Origin of the sequence: Streptomyces agglomeratus (assembly GCF_001746415.1) — a bacterium.
GTDB lineage: Bacteria > Actinomycetota > Actinomycetes > Streptomycetales > Streptomycetaceae > Streptomyces > Streptomyces agglomeratus.
This window is the reverse complement of the sequence record NZ_MEHJ01000001.1, coordinates 7,895,043-7,915,600: the sequence shown is the minus strand read 5'-3', so window position 1 is coordinate 7,915,600 and position 20,558 is coordinate 7,895,043. Positions and strand designations below refer to the sequence as shown.

12 protein-coding genes and 3 pseudogenes are annotated in these 20,558 nt (G+C 67.6%); 12 read left to right on the top strand and 3 right to left on the bottom strand.

All coding sequences use genetic code 11. From position 1 onward, the window contains the following. Positions 1–6: 6 nt before the first annotated feature. On the bottom strand, positions 7–1,389 hold the full coding sequence (locus AS594_RS34760) for a glucose-6-phosphate dehydrogenase (protein WP_069774622.1): 1,383 nt from the start codon (positions 1,387–1,389) through the stop codon (positions 7–9). 161 nt (positions 1,390–1,550) lie between these two features. Between AS594_RS34760 and AS594_RS34755 the strand changes: the two genes are divergently transcribed. The 4 genes from AS594_RS34755 to AS594_RS34740 all read left to right on the top strand — a co-directional run bounded on the left by AS594_RS34755 (position 1,551) and on the right by AS594_RS34740 (position 6,112). Then, positions 1,551–2,183, top strand: a complete 633-nt coding sequence (locus tag AS594_RS34755) for a cytidylate kinase-like family protein (protein ID WP_167368090.1) — start codon at positions 1,551–1,553, stop codon at positions 2,181–2,183. 35 nt (positions 2,184–2,218) lie between these two features. Further along, positions 2,219–4,000 carry a beta-glucuronidase gene (gene uidA / locus AS594_RS34750; RefSeq protein ID WP_069774627.1) on the top strand — a complete coding sequence of 594 codons (1,782 nt, stop codon included), beginning with the start codon at positions 2,219–2,221 and terminating at the stop codon, positions 3,998–4,000. Next, entirely contained in the window at positions 3,964–5,388 is a 1,425-nt protein-coding gene (locus tag AS594_RS34745) for a glycoside-pentoside-hexuronide (GPH):cation symporter (RefSeq protein WP_206281734.1), read from the top strand. The genes uidA and AS594_RS34745 overlap by 37 nt, the downstream gene beginning before the upstream one ends. Positions 5,389–5,749: 361 nt before the next feature. Beyond that, a complete protein-coding gene (locus AS594_RS34740) occupies positions 5,750–6,112 on the top strand; it encodes a UBP-type zinc finger domain-containing protein (RefSeq protein ID WP_069774635.1) in 363 nt (120 codons plus the stop codon). Positions 6,113–6,199: 87 nt separating this feature from the next. Here the strand turns inward: AS594_RS34740 and AS594_RS34735 are convergent, their stop codons facing one another. Beyond that, positions 6,200–7,141 (bottom strand): DUF5996 family protein, encoded by a 942-nt coding sequence (locus AS594_RS34735; RefSeq protein WP_069774590.1) that lies wholly within the window; start codon positions 7,139–7,141, stop codon positions 6,200–6,202. Between the two features lie 473 nt (positions 7,142–7,614). Between AS594_RS34735 and AS594_RS34730 the strand changes: the two are divergent. The 3 genes and pseudogenes from AS594_RS34730 (at position 7,615) to AS594_RS34720 (ending at position 11,636) form a co-directional block, all read left to right on the top strand. Then, a pseudogene (locus AS594_RS34730) lies at positions 7,615–8,954 on the top strand (APC family permease). Between the two features lie 437 nt (positions 8,955–9,391). Next, positions 9,392–10,078, top strand: a complete 687-nt coding sequence (locus AS594_RS34725; RefSeq protein ID WP_069774591.1) for an NADPH-dependent F420 reductase — start codon at positions 9,392–9,394, stop codon at positions 10,076–10,078. A 559-nt stretch (positions 10,079–10,637) separates the two neighbouring features. Then, positions 10,638–11,636 carry an IS4 family transposase gene (locus AS594_RS34720; RefSeq protein WP_079148807.1) on the top strand — a complete coding sequence of 333 codons (999 nt, stop codon included), beginning with the start codon at positions 10,638–10,640 and terminating at the stop codon, positions 11,634–11,636. Between the two features lie 196 nt (positions 11,637–11,832). Here the strand turns inward: AS594_RS34720 and AS594_RS48080 are convergent. Further along, positions 11,833–12,908 (bottom strand): IS630 family transposase gene (locus tag AS594_RS48080; protein WP_420877873.1). Its coding sequence is split into 2 segments (ribosomal slippage): positions 11,833–12,423 and positions 12,426–12,908, totalling 1,074 coding nucleotides; the frame shifts between segments, so codons are not numbered across the junction. A 786-nt stretch (positions 12,909–13,694) separates the two neighbouring features. On the opposite strand from AS594_RS48080, the gene AS594_RS34705 reads away from it, so the two are divergent. The 5 genes and pseudogenes from AS594_RS34705 to AS594_RS34685 all read left to right on the top strand — a co-directional run. After that, positions 13,695–13,973, top strand: coding sequence for a hypothetical protein (locus tag AS594_RS34705; RefSeq protein ID WP_069774658.1), 279 nt, complete (start codon positions 13,695–13,697; stop codon positions 13,971–13,973). A 153-nt stretch (positions 13,974–14,126) separates the two neighbouring features. Then, a complete protein-coding gene (locus AS594_RS34700) occupies positions 14,127–15,185 on the top strand; it encodes a 2,3-butanediol dehydrogenase (protein ID WP_069774660.1) in 1,059 nt (352 codons plus the stop codon). Positions 15,186–15,273: 88 nt separating this feature from the next. Next, on the top strand, positions 15,274–17,100 hold the full coding sequence (locus AS594_RS34695; protein WP_069774662.1) for a glycoside hydrolase family 15 protein: 1,827 nt from the start codon (positions 15,274–15,276) through the stop codon (positions 17,098–17,100). 516 nt (positions 17,101–17,616) lie between these two features. Beyond that, a pseudogene (locus tag AS594_RS34690) lies at positions 17,617–19,052 on the top strand (NF041680 family putative transposase). Between the two features lie 66 nt (positions 19,053–19,118). Beyond that, a pseudogene (locus AS594_RS34685) lies at positions 19,119–20,318 on the top strand (ISAzo13 family transposase); the annotation flags it as partial. Positions 20,319–20,558: the final 240 nt, after the last annotated feature.

Below are 20,558 nucleotides of genomic sequence, written 5' to 3'. Positions count from 1 at the left end.
CGCGTCTCAGGGCGGGCCCGCGCTTCCTGCGGCGTATTCCTCCAGCGGGACCATTCCCGCGTTCCAGGCTGTCAGTACGGGCGTCATGACGCGCCAGGCCGCTTCGGCCTCGTCTCCGCGGACGGAGAGCGTGCTACCGCCCGACAGGAGTTCCAGCAGAACGCGACCGTAGGCCGTTAGGTCGGCGAAGGGAGGCGGCGCGGCCAGCGTCACCGGCGTGGGGCTCGGCGGATTCAGGGACACCCCGCCGGTCAGGTGCAGGGCGATGTCCTCGGGGCCGTCGAGGCCGATCCGCAGCGTGTTGGCCGGAGCGCTGCTGTACGAAGGGTGCTCGGCCGGCCGGAAGCGGACTGTGACCTGCTTGCGTCGGCGGTGCAGCGCCTTGCCGGCCCGGAGCAGGAAACGGGTGCCCGACCACCGTTCAGTGTCGAGGTCCAGCACGATCTCGGCGAAGGTCTCGGTGCCGCGGGCCGCATCGACGCCGTCCTCATTCCGGTATGCCGGGACGGCGCGCCCGGCCCCTCCTTCCGCGTCAGGGAGGCGGCCGGCGGCGTAGCGGGCGCGGCGGGTGCGGGTGACCGCCTCGTCGAGGCGCAGAGGGCGCACGGAGCGCAGGGCGTCGAGCTTGCGGTCCCGCAGGGCTTGTTGGTCGAGGCGCGTCGGCAGCTCCATCGCGATCAAGGACAGGATTTGGAGCATGTGGTTTTGCATCACGTCTCGCAGCGTGCCGGAGCGGTCGAAGTAGCCCGCCCGGCCCTCCAGGCCCAGGTCCTCCTCCCACAGGATGTCGATCTGCTCGATGTGTCGGCTGTTCCATACCGGTTCCAGGATCCGGTTGGCCAGGCGTAGCGCGAGCAGGTTCTGGACCGTGGGCAGCCCGAGAACGTGGTCGACCCGGAACACGGCCTGCTCCCCGGCGGTGCGCGTTACTTGGGTGAGGAGCCGGTTGAGTGCCATGGCGCTGTCGAGGTTCTCGCCGAAGGGTTTCTCCAGCGCGATCCGGCTTCCCGCAGGCAGCCCGGTACTCCCGAGCGTGGTCACCACCGCCGTGTGCAGACCGGGAGGCAGGGCCAGGTAGGCCGCCCATGGCTGCCGGATGCCGGACAGCAGACTGCCGAGGCTCGCGGGGTCCGTCATCTCGGTGGGGCGGTAGCGAAGCGAGCGGACGAGGTTCGCGCGGGCCGCGGCCGGCACATGCGGGGCGTGGCGCTCCAGTCTCTCTGTGGCGGTGCGCTGGAAGGACCGGTCGTCCAGGTCTTCCCGGGCGGCCGCGACGACCTGGAAGCCGTCGGGAAGCCGGTCCGCGGCACGGAGCGCGGCAAGAGCGGGCAGCAGGAACCGGCCCGCGAGATCACCGGTCGCACCGAGCAGCGCCAAGGTCTTGATCAATTGCTAACCCCCGCTACGACGGCATCGACAGCACCGGACAGCACAAAGATGTTCAGTTAATCCAGAAAGCGGCATAAGTAGCGGATTGCTGATGCTTGTGAAGAATTCCTAGTATGCCTGATCTTGCGTCCCCGGGTTCGGATCCGAAGCGGCCTCCTCCGGTGGTGACGCTCGCCGCGCTGTATGGCACCGGGGGCGTCGTCATCGGGCCCGACGTGGCACAGCGGCTCGGCGTGGACTTCCTGGATCGCGCCATCCCCGCGTCGGTCGCCGCGCAGACCGGCGCGCCCGAGGAGGTCGTCGCCGCCGCCGATGAGCGCCCGCTGAGTCGCGGGCAACGGCTGCTGTCGCTGCTGGCCAGGGCGCCCAGCCTGACGGCCGGTCCGGCCCAGGACCGCTGGTTTTTGGAAGAGGGCGAGATGCGGGCGCGGATGCGTCGCTTCATGGCCGACGCCGCCCGGTCCGGAGGGGTGGTGCTGGGGCGGGGCGGGGCGATCGTGCTGCGCGAGGTGCCGCAGGCGCTGCACGTGTACCTGGGCGGGCCGCTGCAGGCCCGCATCGCGCGGGCCGCGGAGGCCGAGGGCGTCGATCGTGCCACTGCTGAGCGGCGCGTAGAAGCCAATGACTGGGCCAGGAGGGAGTACGTCAGAAGGGCATACGGCGCCGACGGCGATGATCCGGCCCTGTATCACCTCATGATCGATGCCACCGCCTTAAGCGTGGACACATGCGTGGAGCTGATCGTCGCGGCGGCCACCTTTCACATGCCGCGCAGTACGGACGCGACAGCATGACGCGCAGTGCAGACGCAACGACGTGAGGAGTGCCTATGCTCAGGCCCCGCGCTACCCCCACCCGCGAGTCCACATCGCTCAACGGCCTGTGGCGGTTCGCCGTCGACACCGATGGCGTCGGCCGGACCGACGGCTGGTGGCGCCACCCCCTGCCCGGCAGGCGGGAGGCACCCGTGCCGGCCAGCTACAACGACCTGTTCCCGGACCCGGCCATCCACGACCATGTGGGCGACGTCTGGTACCAGAGGGTGATACGGATTCCCGGGCGGTGGGAGGGCCAGCGGATCGTCCTGCGTTTCGACTCCGCGACCCACCGGGCCGCGGTCTGGGTCGACGACAACGAGGTCGCAGCACACGAGGGCGGCTATACGCCGTTCGAGGCCGACCTCACCGACCTGGTCGAACCGGGCGGCGAGCACCGGGTGACGGTCGTCGTGGACAACACCCTGTCCTGGCAGTCGATCCCGCCCGGCTACGTCGAGCAGACCCCCGTCGGTCCACGCCAGCGCTACTTCCACGACTTCTTCAACTACGCCGGTCTGCACCGCAACGTCTGGCTCTACACCACACCCCGCACCTACATCAGCGACATCACCGTCTTCACCAGACTGACCGGACCGACCGGAATCGTCGACTACCAGATCCAAGTCGACGGCCAAGAAGAGCACGATGTCCGCGTCGTCCTGCGGGACGCTGACGGCGCCGAAGTCGCGCGTGCCACCGGAAGCACCGGCGGGCTCACCGTCGAGGATGTGCACCCGTGGCGGCCGGGCGAGGGCTACCTCTACCGCCTCCATGCCGAACTGCGGGGCACCGGAGAAGAACCGGCCGACGCGTACGCGCTGCCGGTGGGGGTACGTACCGTGGCGGTCGAGGGAAATCGGTTCCTCATCAACGGGGAGCCGTTCTACTTCACCGGCTTCGGCAAGCACGAGGACAGCCCCGTACGCGGCAAGGGCCACGACGACGCCTTCATGGTCCACGACTTCGCGCTGATGGAGTGGCTCGGCGCGAACTCGTTCCGTACCTCGCACTACCCGTATGCGGAGGAGGTGCTCGAGTACGCGGACCGGCACGGCATTGTGGTCATCGGCGAAACTCCCGCCGTGGGACTCAACGCCGAGCTCGGCGCGACGCTCGCCGAGGCGGTGTTCACCACGTTCTCCGCGTTCACCATCAACAGCGCCACACAGGAGGTCCACCGCCAGGCGCTCGCCGAGATGATCGCCCGGGACAAGAACCATCCCAGCGTGGTGATCTGGAGCATCGCCAACGAGCCGGAGTCCACCACGACCGCCTCCCGCTCCTACTTCGAGCCCCTGGTCGACGAAGCCCGGCGACTGGACCCCACCCGCCCCCTGGCCTTCGTCAACTTCATGAGCGCCACCCCGGACAACGACGTCATCTCCGGCCTGTTCGACGTTCTCCTGCTCAACCGCTACTACGGCTGGTACAAGAACCTGGCGGATCTCGGGGCGGCCGAACGGAACCTGGAAGACGAGCTCCGCGCCTGGACGCGCAAGCACGACAAGCCGATCATTATGACCGAATACGGCGCGGACACACTCCTGGGGCTTCGCACCATCACACCCACCCCGTGGACCGAGGACTACCAGGCCGACGTACTCGCCATGTATCACCGGGTCTTCGACCGCATCGACGCGGTCGTCGGCGAGCAGATCTGGAACTTCGCCGACTTCGCCACCGCCCCCGGCCTGCTCCGTGTCGACGGCAACAAGAAAGGCGTGTTCACCCGCGACCGCAGACCCAAAACCAGCGCATGGCAGCTGCGCGAACGCTGGCGAGCACGCCGATGACCGGCCCGAGGGTCGAGCAGACCACCAAGCTGCGTCCCCTGCAGTACGTCGGATACGGAGCCGGCGACTTCGCGAACAACCTGGCCTTCTCGATGGCCTCGATGTTCCTGCTCCTCTACTACACCGACGTCGTGGGGATCTCCGCCACCACCGCGGGAACACTGTTTCTGGTCGTGCGTGCCTGGGACGGGATCGGCGACGTTATCGCCGGCCGCATCGTCGATCGCACCTCCACCCGGTGGGGCAAATACCGCCCCTACCTGCTGTTCGCCTCGCTGCCGCTGCTGCTGCTGCTCGTCGCGCTCTTCTCCGTGCCGGGCGGACTGAGCGAGGGCGGCGCACTCGTGTACGCCTACATCTCCTACGCGCTGTTCTCCTTCGCCTACGGTCTGGTCAACATCCCCTACGGCTCCCTGTCCACCGCCATGACCCAGGATCCCGACGAACGCTCCAAACTCTCCAGCGCCCGGGTCCTCGCCACGAACGTGGTCATCCTGCTGCTCGCGGTCGTCGTCTCACGGCAGATCGCGAACTCCGACGACCTCCAGCAATCCCTGACGATCCTCACCCTGGGCCTGGTGGTGATCGGGATGGCGCTGTACGTGTTCACCTTCTCCACCGCCAAGGAGCAGGTCCAGCGCGACGACGAGAAAGTCAGCCTGCGCCAGGCGTGGGACACCGTGAAACAGAACAAGCCACTGCTCCGCCTGGGCCTGTCCAGCGTGCTGTTCCTGTGCGGCATGTTCGCCCTGGAGACCACCGCCATCTACTACGCCCGGTACGTGCTCGACGACGCCGGCCTCTACGTCATTCTTGTCGCCGTACAGGTTGTCGGCATGCTCCTGGCCACCCTGCTCATCCCGACCATGGTGAGCAAGGTCGGAAAGCGGACCGCCTACGTCGCGAGCGGAACCATCGCCGTGCTGGGCGGCATCGTCACCGCCGTCGCGCCAGGATCCAATCCCGCGATCGCCATCGTCGGATTCGGCATCCTCGGCATCGGGATCGGCGCCATCAACACCCTGATCTGGGCGCTCGTCGCCGACACCGTCGAGTACGGCGAATGGAAAACCGGCGTGCGCGCCGAAGGCGCGACGTACTCGGTCCTCTCCCTCAGCCGCAAGTTCGGGCAGGCCATCGGGGCTGCCGCCGCGGCCTACATCATCGGCCTCGGAGGCTACGAATCCGGTGCCGCCACCCAGAGTGACGGCGCTATCACCTCGATCAGGATTGCGGCCGGGGCCGTCCCGGCCCTGGTCATCATCCCCGCGATCGCCCTCATGGTGACCTACCCCTTGACCGAGAAGAAGTTCCGCCAAATCGTCGCTGACATCGCTCAGCGCCACGCAGAACCCGGCCCGAACGAATCGCGAGCCCCGCGAGAATGAGCAGTGCTTGAGCAATGAGCGGCCCGCTCGGGTGTCCGGCCCCGGGTGATGACGGCCTTCCCCTCGCGAACGCCCTCCCAGCCAAGCGTTCTCATCAGACGATCGCGTCACGTGTCCTGGCTCGTCAACACAACTGCGGCCTTGCGCATTGCCCTTGCGAGCACCCGGTGGCGGAATGGTTGCACGGTGACGGTAGTTGGCGGATCAGCGACTGGAGCGGCCGGCCCTGCCGTAGATCTCCGGCGCCCGGGTGAGTCGGAAAGTACCCACCGTGCTGGTCCACTCCGGCGGCCATATGGCAGTCGCTCCCCTGCTCTCCCGCCAAAGCAGCACAGATCTGCATAATTGTTACGATGGGGTCATGTCTGATGACGTCGAGCGCATCCCCGGAATCGATCCCAACGCGGGGCCGAGCGGGGAGGGGTGTATGGAGTGCTTGGCGGGCGACGGCCCCGGATGGTGGTTCCACTTGCGGCGCTGCGCCGCCTGCGGGCACATCGGATGCTGCGATTCCTCACCCTCCCAGCACGCCACCAGGCACGCACATGATGCCAAGCACCCCATTTTGACCAGCTTCGAACCCGGAGAGAGCTGGTTTTGGAATGCCGAGACCGAGACGTTCTTTGAGGGGCCGAAGCTGATGCCGCCCACCTCGCACCCCGAAGCGCAGCCAGTGCCTGGCCCCAAGGACAAGCTCCCCATGGACCAGCGGCACCTGCACTGAAAGCCCACAGGCGAACGAGCACATCGAACGGGTCAGTACGCGAGTTGTGGCCGCGTAGCGCCGGGGCGAGCACGCGCCGAGTCGGGATCAGGCGGGCGGGGCCGCCAGGTGCCGGTCCGTTATCCCTCCAGGGCAGGCCAGCCTGACCATGTCCCAGTCGGCGCGCCCGGCTCCGGCCCGGTAGGCGCTCTCGTAGAAGGCGAGCACGGTGGCGCGGGGGTCTGCTTCGGCGCGGGCATCGTCGTAACGGAGCACGGCCAGATGACTGCCGTTGCGCGCCACCCACCGGGCGGATCCTGGTGCCAGCGGCTCCTCCGCCAGCCCTGGGGGTTCAGGTGAGGTGTAGGAGTAAAAGGCGGGTTCGGGGAACGCGTCATCCCCGAACCAGAAGCCGAAGCTGATCACCTCACGGGAGTACGCCTCGCGGGTGACCGGGTCCGCATCGGCCGGCTGTTCGGCGTGCCGTCCGGAGAACCTACTGTAGGCGATGTCGAAGGTGTGCCAGAAGTGATGCACAGGGCTGGCTTTCCCCGAGAATTCAGCTGCGAATTCCTCCAGTATCAGCGCCACCTGGCTGAGGACTCGCCAATAGCGGTTGGCCTGCACGGGATCGTAGGCAGCGTGTTCGGTGTCCTCGGCGAACGGCCTGGAAGCGTCCGGCAGGTCGAACGGGACGGGGAGTGGGATGTCCACCCGAACACCCAGCGCGGCCAGAGCGTCCAGGGTCGCGCGGTGGAAGGACGCCACCGAGCGGCCGTAGAGCGGAAAGGACACCTCAGTGCCGTCCAGCGAAGCGGCCACCAGCTGGTGGCCGACAAAGTCCAAGTCGATGGTGAACGGATCACCGTCGGCTTGCCCCATCGGACGCGTGGTGATGCCACGCCCAGTGAGGTGGAAGGGCACATTCCACCAGTGGTTGCGCCGAACGCTGGCGGCAAGCCGAATCTTGCCGACGACCTGCGCGAACCGGTGCAGCGCCTCCTTGCAGTCCCGCCATTCGGCGAGCGGAATCGGCGGGAAGAGCTCCATAGTTGTCCTTCCTCGGAGGCTCCGGCTGAGCGCGGATACCGGCGGACCCCTCCATGATGGCCGACCCCGCTGCGCACGGCACGCCGCCAGGTACCACCGCTTACGGTGCGCTCAAGGGCGACTGGCCCAGCTGTCGCGCAAGCCCGCCAACCGGGGCGCAGACTGTGGTCCGGGTGCCGCCCCTGGACCTGGCGCCGGAGTTGGTGCAGTTTGGCCGCAGCTTCCCCTGGCATCGCGCAGACGCGTGTCATGCGATGCGGGCTGCGCCTGTTCAATCGGCCCCGCGAACCAGAAGTGCGGTGATGTCGTTTTCGCCTGCGGTGCGGCGGCTGAGGTCGTTGTCCGCTGCCGGCGCGTTTTCCAGATCGCGGCCGGAAAGCTGGCAGACGGATCAGAAGGGGAGCGAGCCGTACTGTTCGGTCGTCGATGGCCAGCCCGCGGCAGCACAACGGAGACGGTGAGCGTGACCGGCCATGGGACCGTTGCCGGCGTTTCCGCGGCACAGATCCCGCAGCCCACCGGCCCCGGCAAAGCATTGGCTGTTCGTGATCGGTGACATCCTCGGTACCGGGATCTATGCCACCACCGGTCAGGTCGCTGGCAAGGTCGGCGGGGCACTGTGGCTGCCGTTCGTCATCGGGTTCGCCGTGGCCATCCTGACCGCAGCCTCGTACGTCGAGCTCGTCGGTAAGTACCCGCAGGCGGCCGGCGCCGCGCTCTACACGCAGAAGGCGTTCCAGGTCCCGTTCCTCACCTTCATCATCGCCTTCATGGTCATGTGCTCGGGCCTGTCCTCGGCGAGCGCGGCGGCCCGCGCCTTCAGCGGCGATTACCTCGCCGAGTTCACTGACGTCCTGCCGTCCACCCTCGTCGCGATCCTGTTCATCCTCGCCCTGGCGGCCCTGAACCTGCGGGGCGTGTCGGAGTCCGTGAAGACCAACGTGGTCCTCACCCTGGTCGAGCTGACCGGCCTGCTCATCATTCTCACGATCGGCGCCTGGGCGGTCCTGACCGGTGACGGCGAACCGGGCCGGCTCGGCGAGTTCCAGGCGCAGGGCACCGGTTCCGCGCTGATCACCAGCGTGCTGGGCGCGACAGCCCTTGGCTTCTTCGCCTTCGTGGGCTTCGAGGACTCCGTCAACATGGCGGAGGAGACCAAGGATCCGGCGCGTACGTTCCCGCGCGCCATCTTCATCGGTGTCGCCGTCACTGGAACCATCTACGTCCTGGTCGCCCTGGTCTCCTCGCTGCTCGTCGACTACCGCGTGCTGGAGGACTCCAGCGGCCCGCTGCTGGAGGTCGTCAAGGCCGGCGGGATCGACTTCCCGCCCAAGCTGTTCGCGCTGATCGCCCTGTTCGCCGTCACGAACTCGGCCCTGATCAACATCATGATGGCGTCCGCCTGTGCTACGGCATGGCCAACGAACGCATCCTGCCCCGCGGCATGGGCCGTGTCCTCCCCCGGCGCCGCACCCCGGTCGTCGGCATCGTCTTCGTCTCGCTCCTGGCTATCGGCCTGGTTTCCACCGGAGAGATCGCCGGCCTCGGCGACACCACGGCCTTCCTGCTGCTGTGCGTCTTCACCGTCGTCAACATCACCGTCCTCGTCCTGCGCCGCGACCGCGTCGAGCACAAGCACTTCCGCACGCCGACCGCCCTGCCCGTGCTCGGCGCGATCACCGCCCTGATCCTGGCCAGCCCGCTGTCCGACCGGCCCGCGGACGTCTACATCCGGGCGGGCGTGCTGCTGGCCATCGGAATCGGGCTGTGGGCGCTCAACAAGATGGTGATGAAGGTGCGCGGTGAGGCGTGAGCCGCGCCGTCGTCCCGGTGAGGCGGAACATCCCAAGTGGTCTAGCAGGCCATGCGGCTTGCCAGCCCGCGAAGGGCCGGGTCCGGTTCGGTCACGGTGTCACTGGCATCGCGTTGGCCTCGACCGGCGTCCGGCTCCTCTTTCCTCTGTCCCGGAGCGCGCCCACAGCAAGGCCGGTGGTAGCCCGCACAGCGCACGGCCACCGACGATGACAGGAGGTGCCCCTCAGCGCGAGTTGGCGTGCCGTCCAGGGGGCCAGGCGATGTTCCACAGCCTCCGCGGTATGAGCATCCCGTCTCGTGTCCGGCATCCGGGTGACTGCGGCCGTCCTCCCCGCACAGCCATCGGGCCTCGGGATAGGGATGCATCTGCGCCCTTCGGCGTCCTGCCTGACGCGGCACTTCGCTCCGGGCCGGCTCTGCCCATGGGCAGAGCCGATGGACACGACGGCGTCGTACGTTCCGTCAGACCGGAAGGCAGCAGCTGTGAAGATCAACATTGTGGGCCCCGGCAAAATGGGCCGCGCCATCGCCACCCGTGCCCTTGCCGGCGGCCATGGCGTGTGCCTGGTCCACCCCGACTCCGACCCTGCCCGGGCAGTGGCCGAGGAGCTCAAGCAGCGGTTTCCGGACGGCGAGTGCGACTGGGCCGCTTCGCCGGAGGCGGCCGATGTCACCGTGCTCGCACTGTGGTACGAGGGGGCATTGGAAGTTGCGAGATCTTCCGGGGCCTCACTGGCCGGGCAGGTCCTGGTCGATATCTGCAATCCCATCGACGTCTCGACCATGGATGGGCGGGTGACACCCCCGGACAGCTCGGCTGCCGAGGAGATCCAGCAGATCGTCGGCACGGACGTGAAGGTCGTCAAAGCGTTCAACACCACCTTTGCCGACCTGCTGACGACAGGCGAGGGCCATGACTTCCCGCTCGACGTACTGATCGCCGGGGACGACTCCGCCGCCAAGGACAAGATCGCTGAGCTTGTCCGCTCCGGCTCGATGCGCCCGTTCGACGTAGGCCCCCTGCGCAGAGCCCGGGAGCTGGAGGCGATGGGATTCCTGCACATCGCCATCCAGCAACCCCTCGAGCTGAACTGGCACAGCTCGATCAAGATCTTTCCCTGACAGATGTCTGATGCGCGGACCGGCGGGTCGGCCTTCCTCTGTGGCAGGCAAGCCCGCCTGTGCTACCAGCCAGCATGGGGCGAGTCGTGAAACAGCAGCCCCAACAGGTGTCGGCGTACACCTGACCTTTCAGGTGTACGCCGACAGCGGGATCGCGCTGGGCGAGACGCCTTGTAGCTCACGCTCACCGGTAGCAACCAGCGCTCGCTACGCAGGCCGCAGGGATCAGGGTGAGCACCACGACGCTGGAGGCAGGCTCTTCTGCCGTGTGAGCGCGCCACCCTTCATCTCGGTAAAGCGGAGGCTGTGGGAGGTGCTTGCCGATACCGGCAGCGCCGCCGGGCAGGGGCAGCTTGGGGGCTCAGATCGCTGACCGGAATGGGGCTGGCGACAGTTCACCCAGGACATCACGCTCGGCCGTCTGTCCGAACCGCAGGATGTGGCAGCTGTCGTCTCGTTCCTGTCCGGTCCCGACTCCGACTCCGACTACATCACAGGACAGTCGATCCTGGTCCAATACCGTTAGTTTAAGGTGCTCTTGATGTCACTGTGATGGTTCATCAGGCACGGGGAGAGTGTGGTGCCGGGGGCTCGCGATGTCGTGAGTGTGGGGTTGTTGGCGCGGGTGTATCCGGCGGCGGAGGTCGATCGGGCGATCGCGGCATGCGGGCGGTCCGAGCAGCGGTCCAGGCTGTTGCCGGCCCGACTGGTGCTGTACTTCGTGCTCGGGCTGGCACTGTTCTCCCCGGACCCGTATTTGGAAGTCATGCGCAAGATGACCTTCGGGCTTCGCCAGGTCGGCCTGATGGGGGCGTGGCGGGAGCCGGCCAAGTCGTCAATCTTCCTGGCGCGTCGGCGCCTGAGCTGGGAGCCGTTTCGGGAGTTGTTCGCCCGCTCGGTGGTGCCGCTGGCCGAGCCGTCGGACACGTGGGCGTTCTGGCGCGGGCTGCGTCTGATGGCGGTGGACGGCACCTGCGTCGACATTGCCGATACCCCGGCCAACGACGAAACGTTCGGCCGGCACGGCGGACGTCCCAAGCCCGGGAAACGACCCTACAAGCGGGCCGCGTTCCCCCAGGCCCGGATCGTGGGACTGGTGGAATGCGGCACCCATATCATCGTGGACGCGGCGATCACCGAGTACAGCACGCACGAGACCACCGCGGCCAAGGACCTGGCCCGCTCGATGGGTCCGGAGATGCTGGTCCTGGCCGACCGGGGCTATCCGGGAGTCGACTTGTGGCGGGTCTGGTCGGCCTCGGGCGCCCAGTCCGCAGCCCTCTACACCGAACGCTGGGAAATCGAGACGACGTTCAAGGAACTGAAGGCACAGCAGATCGGAGCCGGAGAGGTCCTGGCCAGCAAGACACCCGACGGCGTGCACCAGCAGCTCTGGGGCCACCTGCTCGTGCACTACGCACTGCGCGTCCACATGCTCGAGGCCGCCCGGGCCAACAGTAAAAACCTCGACCCCGACCGCCTGTCGTTCATGACCTGCCTGCGCGTCGCCCGCCGCATCACGATGATGCCGCCGGCGGCATTTCCCCCCTCGGCCTGACCATGCCCTGGCTCTCGCCCTGGACGAACTCCTGGCCAACCTCACACCGCCGAGACGCCCCCGGTCCAACCCGCGAAGGGTCAAACGCATCATCTCGCGCTACCGAATCAAGAAACCCGAGGACCGCAGCACCCGAGCCCCATCCCGAGCCCCTCAACTCATCCCACCACCCAGTTAAACTACTGACTTCGGCTTGTCAGGGTGCGGCTGTCTCGAGGGTCAGGCCGGTGCCGGCTATGAAGCCGTCGAGGGTATGGGGACGGTATTGCAGGCGTTTGAGGCGGTTGCGGACGAGGGCTTCGAGCTGGTCAAGGGCCATGACGGCAAGGTTGGCCAGGCTGCGTTTGACGTGGGCCCACACGCCTTCGACGGGGTTCAGGTCGGGTGAGTAGGCGGGCAGCAGGAACACGGTCAGCCACTCACGCTCGGCGACGAGTTCTCGCATCCTGCGGGAGACGTGGGTGTTCAGGCGATCCCAGACCAGCACGATCGGTGCCCGGACGAGCTGGTGGACTCCGTCGACCAGCGCGATGAAGTCCCGCTCGCCCATGCTGCGACGTGCGCCTTTGCCGGCGGGGTGGGTGCGCAGGCGGTGGCACAGCCGGGTCCGGGAGCCTGGCCGCATCGCGATCAGGCCGGCCACCGACAGCCGTCCCGAACGCCGGCCGCTGACGGTCACGACCGGGGTGATCCCGCGTCGGCCCCAGGTCCGTCCACGGGGCGGCCTGCGGGTGAACCCGGCTTCGTCCTCGAAGCAGACGTAGCCCCCGCAGGCCGCCCGGGCCCTTTTACCTCCGCCCAGGTCACCTCCCGCCACACGCTCACGGCCCTCTCGTCGCGCTCGGCGACCCGCCGGGCGGGGACCTGCGGGCTGAAACCGAGCCGGTGCATCAACCGGGTGGCGCCCGAGACGCTGTACGAAACGTGGAACTTCCGGCCGATCAGCGTGGCCACCCTCGACGCGGTCCACACCTGGTCCTCCACCCAGCCATGCGCAGCCGGACCCTGCTCCAGGTATGCGGCCAGCTTCTCCAGGCACCGCGGGGACAGGCGGCACCTTGAGCCGCTCGGACCGCGGGAGGCCAGAGCCGGAACACCGCCGTCCCGCCACAACTGATGCCACTGGTAAGCCGACTTCACGCTCACCCGTAGCCGCCGTGCGACCTCCGACGGATTGATCTCCTGCTCGAACAGTTCAGCCGCCTGCATCCGTACCGACTCCCGACGCCGACGTCCCGTAGGAGTCAGCCCGCCCCCATCCGCATATCTCACACACCACGGATACAGCCACCCACCCACGTTCAACAGGGACTTCGCAACGATTCACCCTAAAGAGCTGAAGTCAGTAACGGTATTGGATCCTGGTCGATGGTGGCATGGTCTTCAACTGACCAGACCGCTACCAGCAGCGCCTGCTCCAGTTCTGCTGGGGCCAGGCGCCTGTCGACGGGCACCCCGTGGTCCTCGATCGGCAGTAACCTGTCGGGCTCGCCGGCTGCCAAAGCTGCATGAGACGGCTGCCCGAAACAGTATGGATCTTGCTGCATCGTGGCTCACCGGGCGGTCCGATGGGGAGGACGCTCGCGCCCGTTCCCCCGTAGTGGTTGGTGCCTCTGCTGCGAAGGGGGCAGCCCTGGGTAGTGCTCCCCGAGCTCCTCGGGACAGTCCCGCTGGGCCCCGCCATCGCCGGAGCGTTCGCGTACTGCCGCTCGATGCGCACATGGAGCGTGGCGATCGAGTGATGCGAACGGATCCAGGCGGACGCGAAGATCACGGCGTGCCACGCTGAGTTGTAACCCGGTTCTGGGTTTCCAGCCGCATGACTCCACGATCGCCGCAAACCGGCAAGGTGCAACCCGAGCCGAGTTCTCGTCCAGGAGCCTTCGTGTCCACAACCGCAAGGGATGCCGCCACTTCAGTCGTGGGGAGGGGGCGACACACGGCTGCGGCGCGCCATCGACCCAAGACTGCTCAGCCTTTCGTGATCAGCGACATTCTCGGCTCCGCCTGGGGCCGGACACAGTGACGCCGCTTGGATCGCCTGCCTTCCTGCTCGACGTGACCGCCATCGCCATCGCCATCGCCGACATCGTCAACGCTCGCGCCGCGTCCCGGGCGCCGATGACCGCCGCTCCCCCGCTCGGCAGCACCTGTCCTGCAGTCCTTCCGTGGCGGGCGATGGGACCGGTGCACATCAGCGGTGAAGTGATCAACCCGAGTGTCATCTCCTTACCCTCGGCGAGTCCGCACTCCTTGTCGGCGCGCGCAGCGTGCGCGGGCAAGCGCACCAGCACCTCTCGAATCGCGGAGTGGTCGAACCTTCTGGTGGCGGCGTAGCTTTCCGAGACGCCCTGCCTAGCCAGTCCAGGTGCATCCCTTGTCGGGCGGACATAGCCTGGATTGCGGGGTGCAGTGTGCTGCGGGCGGGGATTTCCATCGCAGTCGCGGGCCGCGTCGAGAAGCCCGTGTCGCCAGGAAACGAGGCATGGCATGAAGGCTGCGCGTTACTACGGCAAAGAGGACCTCCGGATCGATGACGTCCCGGAGCCCCAGGTGCGGCCCGGAGCGGTGAAGATCGCACCGGCCTGGACCGGGATCTGCGGTTCCGACCTGCACGTCTACTTCGAGGGGCCGATGAACCCGATGCCGACGGCTGGCAACCCCCACCCGCTGTCCGGTGAGGAGCCCCCGCTGGTGTTCGGGCATGAGTTCTCCGGGGTGGTCAAGGAGGTAGGCGAGGGTGTGGAGGGCCTCTCGCCCGGCGACTCCGTCGTCGTGGAGCCGCTGATCGTCTGCGGTGAGTGCTTCGCCTGCCGGGACGGCCGGTACAACCTCTGCGAGAAGATGGGCTTCATCGGGCTCTCCGGCCGCGGCGGCGGGCTGTCCGAGCGCATCGTCGTGGAGGAGCGGTTCGTGCACCCCGTCGGTGACATGCCGCTGGACCAGGCGGCCCTCATCGAACCGCTGGCGGTGGCGGCCCACGGGGTCCGGCTCTCCGGCGCCGGGGACGGCGACGTGGCCCTCGTCGGGGGTGCCGGTCCGATCGGCCTGTTCACCTCCGCCGTCCTCAAGGCGCTGGGCGCGACAGTGATCGTCAGCGAGATGAGCCAGAAGCGCAAGGAGAAGGCGAAGGACTCCGGTGTGGCCGACCACGTCCTCGACCCTGCTCAGGACGATGTCGTCGCCAGGACGATGGAGATCACCGGAGGCAGGGGCGCCGACGTCGGCTTCGAGTGCGCGGGCGTCCAGCCGGTCTTCGACGCCCTGCTACATGCCCTCAAGACGGGCGGCATGCTCCAGGTCATCGCCCTCTTCTCGAAACACCCCACCCTGGACACCGGACCGCTGCTGTTCAAGGAGATCAAGATCCAGGGCAGCATGGGGTACGCGCACGACCACCCGAACGTGATCCGCCTGGTCCGCGAGGGCAAAATCGACCTCACCCCCTTCATCACCCGCAGGATCGCAGTCGAGGACATCGTGCCGGAGGGGCTGCGCAGGCTCATGGAGCACAAGGACGAGGAGGTCAAGATTCTCGTGCACCTGTAGTCAAGGCGAGCAGGGCTTAATCATCTTGCAAACGCCTTCCATGCCAGTGCCGTAGAAGATCGGCACTGTGTCGGTCCGGGGAGCTGCGATGGGCGAAACACAGCACGGGCCCGCGGCCGCGCCCTGTCTGCCGATCGCCGAGCACGGTCTGATCGGCGACCTGCGCAGCGTGGCCCTGGTAGGGACCGACGGCACGATCGACTGGTACTGCTGCCCCTCCTTCGACGCCCCGAGCGTCTTCGCCGCGGTCCTGGACGCAGACAAGGGCGGCCGCTTCGAGCTGGCGGCAAGTGTGCCGGCGCGCACCGAGCAGTTCTACTTCCCCGACACCAACGTGCTGATCACCCGGTTCTTCAGCGAGGACGGTGTCGGCGAGGTACAGGACTTCATGCCGGTTGACAGCGACTCGGTGGAGATCGAACGCCACCGGCTGATCCGGCGGGTGGTGTGCGTGCGCGGCTCCATCCCGTTCCGTACTTGCATGGCGCCGCGGTTCGGCTACGGCGCCGAGCCACACACCGTGCGCATGGCCGGCGACGTCGCAGTGTTCGAGTCCGCCAAGCTCTCGCTGGGGCTGACCTCGACCGTCCCGCTGAAGATCGACGGCCTGGACGCGCGCGCCGACTTCAAGCTGGCCGAGGGCGAGTCGGTGGTACTCGCGCTGGACCAGGTGGGCGGCACGGTGGCACCACGCGGGTGCGCGCGGACGGAGGCCGAGGAGCAGTTCACCACCACAGTGGCCTACTGGCGCAAGTGGCTGTCCGCCTCCAAGTACCGAGGCCGCTGGCGGGAGATGGTGCACCGCTCGGCCCTCACCCTGAAGCTGCTCACCTACGCGCCGACCGGTGCGATCGTGGCCGCCCCGACGACGAGTCTGCCCGAGCAGCTCGGTGGCGAGCGGAACTGGGACTACCGGTACGTGTGGGTACGCGACGCCGCCTTCTGCGTGTACGCGTTGCTACGACTGGGCTTCACCGGCGAGGCCGAGGCATTCATGAACTTCGTGTCCCAGCACATCACCCCGGGCGGCGGCAAGCCGTCGGGCCCGCTGCAGATCATGTACGGCATCGACGGCCGCACCGACCTGCCCGAACATGAGCTCACCCATCTGGAGGGGCATCAGGGTTCCGCGCCGGTACGGGTCGGCAACGGCGCGGCTGAGCAGCTCCAACTCGACATCTATGGCGCGCTGATCGACTCGGTCTACCTCTACGACAAGTGGGCCGAGCCGATCCCCAGCGGCCAGTGGGACGACCTGTGCGCGCTGGTGGACTGGGTGTGCGAAAACTGGGACCAGCCCGACGAGGGCATCTGGGAGACCCGCGGCGGCCGCAAGAACTTCCTCTACTCACGCCTGATGTGCTGGGTGGCCATCGAGCGGGCCATCCGCATGGCCAACCGGCGCGGCCTGCCCGCCGATCTGCCCCGCTGGCGGGAGAGCCGCGACACGATCTACCGGCGGATCATGAAACGCGGCTGGTCCGAGACCCGCCAGGCCTTCGTTCAGCACGAGGACGGCGACGTCCTCGACGCGGCCGTCCTGATGATGCCGCTGACGAAGTTCATCGCCCCGACCGACCCCAAGTGGCTGTCCACCCTGGACGCGCTCACCCACGACCTGGTGTCCGACTCGCTCGTCTACCGCTACGACCCGCAGGCGAGCCCCGACGGACTGCGGGGCGACGAGGGCACGTTCTCCATCTGCTCGTTCTGGTACGTCGAGGCCATGGTGCGCGCCGGGCGGATCGACGAGGCGCGGCTGGCCTTCGAGAAGATGCTCACCTACGCCAACCATCTGGGACTGTACGCCGAGGAGATCAGCCACACCGGTGAGCAACAAGGCAACTTCCCACAGGCGTTCACCCATTTCGCCCTGATCAGCGCCGCGTTCAACCTGGACCGTGCGCTCGGTTGAGGAACCGGGTACTCAAGGTCGTGGTATTCGTGGAGATCGGCCATCGCTGAGGCGAGCAGGCAAGAGTTCGGATCATGTCCGGGCCGGTGTGATGACCGCTGTGCTCGGAGGGCGCCCCTGGGGCTGCTGCCGCGGCACTCGCACACATCGGCATCTTATGCAATGAGCCTCGACAACCTCGGACCGTACGGCTGGCTGCTGAAGGAGGCTGAACGGCTCTTCGGCGCTGAGGCATGGGCTACCCGAACCAGCCACATCCTCCGTACCGACACCCCGCAGCCCACCTCATCTTTGGAGTGACAACAAGCCGCCTGTGTGACAAGTAGCGTGCTTCGGCTCACAACTCCAAGCACGGGTTCGGCCGACCTCCGGGGCTTAGCTTGGCGTTTATGGTCTGCCGTCGAACACGGCCTCGAACTTGCTGATGGGTTTGCCTGAGTTCCGGACGTAAGAGCGGCCTTCGCCTGATCCTGTGCTCCGTCACAGAGGCATGGGATCAACACGAAGGCCGTAGATATGAGTGTGCTGCAACACGGCGTCCCGCGGGATGCGTTTGCCGAACTGTCATGCTTCCGGACGGAGCTCTATGCCTGTCTGACCGGGCGGCGCGATGCGCTGTTCGAGCTGAGTGATGCCCTGCTGTGCGCGGATGGTCCGGTGAGGACGTTGGTCGAGCTGTCGTTGGAGCCTGAGCACCGGCGTGGGCATGGCGCCTTGTACGGCGGCCTGAACTGCGGGGATCTGGATGTGGCACGCCTGCGCAGGACGCTGGCAGGGCTGCCGCTTCCCCGCACGGCGTCGGGGCGGCTGGTCCTGGCGGTCGATGTGAGCAACTGGTTGCGGCCGGACGCGAATACCAGCCCGGACCGGATGTTCTGCCACACATACGGGCGAGGCAGAGGCTCGGCCCAGATGATCCCCGGTTGGCCCTACTCCTTCGTTGCCGCTGTGGAGCCGGGCCGGACCTCGTGGACGGCCGTGTTGGACGTGCTCCGGCTGCGGCCCTGGGACGACGCGATCGCCGTCACCGCCGGCCAGGTCCGAGAGGTGTTCCAGCGGTTGTATGTGGCAGGCCAGTGGCAGATCGGCGACCCGCCCGTCCTCGTCGTCTTTGATGCCGGCTACGACGTGACCCGCCTGGCCTTCCTGCTCGCGGACCTGCCCGTGGAGTTACTGGGCCGGATGCGTTCGGACCGAGTCCTGTACTTTCCGCCTACGCCCCAGCCGGCGGGCAAGCGCGGGCGTAAACCCAAGCACGGGGCAGAGTTCACCTTCGAGTACCCGGCCACCCTGCCGGTCCCGTCCATCACCACGGTGACCGACACCACTCACTACGGGCAGGCCGTCGCCACGGCGTGGGACCGCCTGCATCCACTGCTGACCCGGCGCTCGGCCTGGGCCGACCATCCCGGAGAGTTGCCGATCATCGAAGGCACCGTCATCCGTCTGCGGGTCGACCACCTTCGCGGCGACCGCCACCCCCGGCCGATCTGGCTGTGGTGGTCGGCCACCGATGCCACCGCCGGGACGTGGACCGGCTCTGGCAGGCGTTCCTGCGCAGATTCGACCTGGAACACACCTTCAGGATGTTCAAGCAGACGCTGGGCTGGACGGCTCCCAAACTCCGCGAGCCGGCCGCCGCTGACCGTTGGACCTGGCTGGTCATCGCCGCCCACACCCAACTCCGCCTGGCCCGGCCCCTTGCCGAGGACCTTCGCAGACCCTGGGAGCGGCCCGCACGCCAAGGACGTCTCACCCCTGCACGGGTCCGCCGAGGATTTCGCCGCCTCCACGGCAAGGCCCCTCAACCGGCCGGTGCACCGAAACCCAGCACCGCAGGCCCAGGCCGACCAATCGGCACGAAGAACAAGCACCGTGCACGCGAACGCACCGTCGGGAAACAGGGCCAACCGGACCTCACGACAACCATCACAAGCAGCAGAGCTGGATAAACGTCAAGCTTAGGGCTCGCAGAGAATCAACGTGTTGCTTCCGGTGATGTGGCTCGTTGACGTGGTATGGGCATACCGCAAGAGGTTCGAGATCAACTGACTGCCAAGTTCGGGGTGTTGTTCCCACACCTGGACGAGCGGCAGCAGCGTCTGCTGATGGGAGGAGAGGCCCGCGTCCTGGGGCACGGCGGGATCCGGGCCGTCGCGCGGGCCGCCGGGGCCAGCGAGGCGACGGTCCGCAAGGGGGCGGATGAGCTGGAGGCGGGCGAGGCGCCTTTGGGGCGGGTCCGCCGGCCCGGAGGCGGCCGGAAGAAGGCCGCCGACCTGGATGCGGGACTGCGGCCCGCGCTGCTCGCCCTGGTCGAGCCGGACATGCGCGGAGACCCGATGTCGCCGCTGCGCTGGACGACTAAGTCGACCCGGAACCTGGCCGGCGAGCTGACCCGCCAGGGACACAAGGTCAGTGCCGACACGGTCGGTGACCTGCTGCGGGAGGAGGGTTTCAGTCTGCAGGCCAACTCCAAGACCATCGAAGGCAAGCAGCACCCGGACCGGGACGCCCAGTTCCGCTACATCAACGAGCAGGCCAAGGACCACATCGGCGCCGGGGACCCGGTGGTCAGCGTGGACAGCAAGAAGAAGGAACTGGTCGGCCAGTACAAGAACGCGGGGCGTGAATGGCAGCCCACGGGTGAGCCGGTGCAGGTCAAGACGCATGACTTCCTGGACCGGGAGGGGCCCGGCAAGGCGATCCCGTACGGCATCTACGACATTGCCGCGAACGCCGGCTGGGTCAGTGTCGGCACCGACCACGACACCGCCGCTTTCGCGGTCGCCTCGATCCGCCGCTGGTGGCACGGGGCCGGACAGGGCGACTACCCCCGCGCCCGTCGGCTGCTGATCACCGCCGACGCCGGGGGCTCCAACGGCTACCGCACCCGGGCATGGAAGACCGAACTCGCCGCTCTAGCCGCCGAGACTGGCCTTGAGATCACGGTGAGTCACCTACCGCCGGGCACATCGAAATGGAACCGGATTGAGCACCGGCTGTTCTCCCACATCTCCATGAACTGGCGCGGCAGGCCCCTGACCAGCCATGAAGTCATCGTGCAGTCCATCGCGGCGACCACCACCCGCACCGGACTGAAGGTCCGCGCCGAACTCGACACCGGCGCCTACCCCACCGGCGTGAAAGTCGACGACGCCCAGGTCGACGCGCTGACGATGACCCGCCACCGCTTCCACGGCGACTGGAACTACACCCTCGTGCGCCACGAGGCGCCACTTGATACCGGGTAGGGGTGAAAGACCCCTACCGCCGGCCTGTCGCAGCAGGCTGGTGAAGCTGAGGGCAGCCGATGCGTGGAGATGCACGCGGAGGTGGGAGCAGCCCTGACAACGACGGGACGCGTCGGTACTTCCAGACGGCGCGGGTCCGGCAAGCAAGACGAGACGCCGTACGAGAGGAACCAGTGTCTGACGCCCCGTAAGAGTTCCACCGGCTCC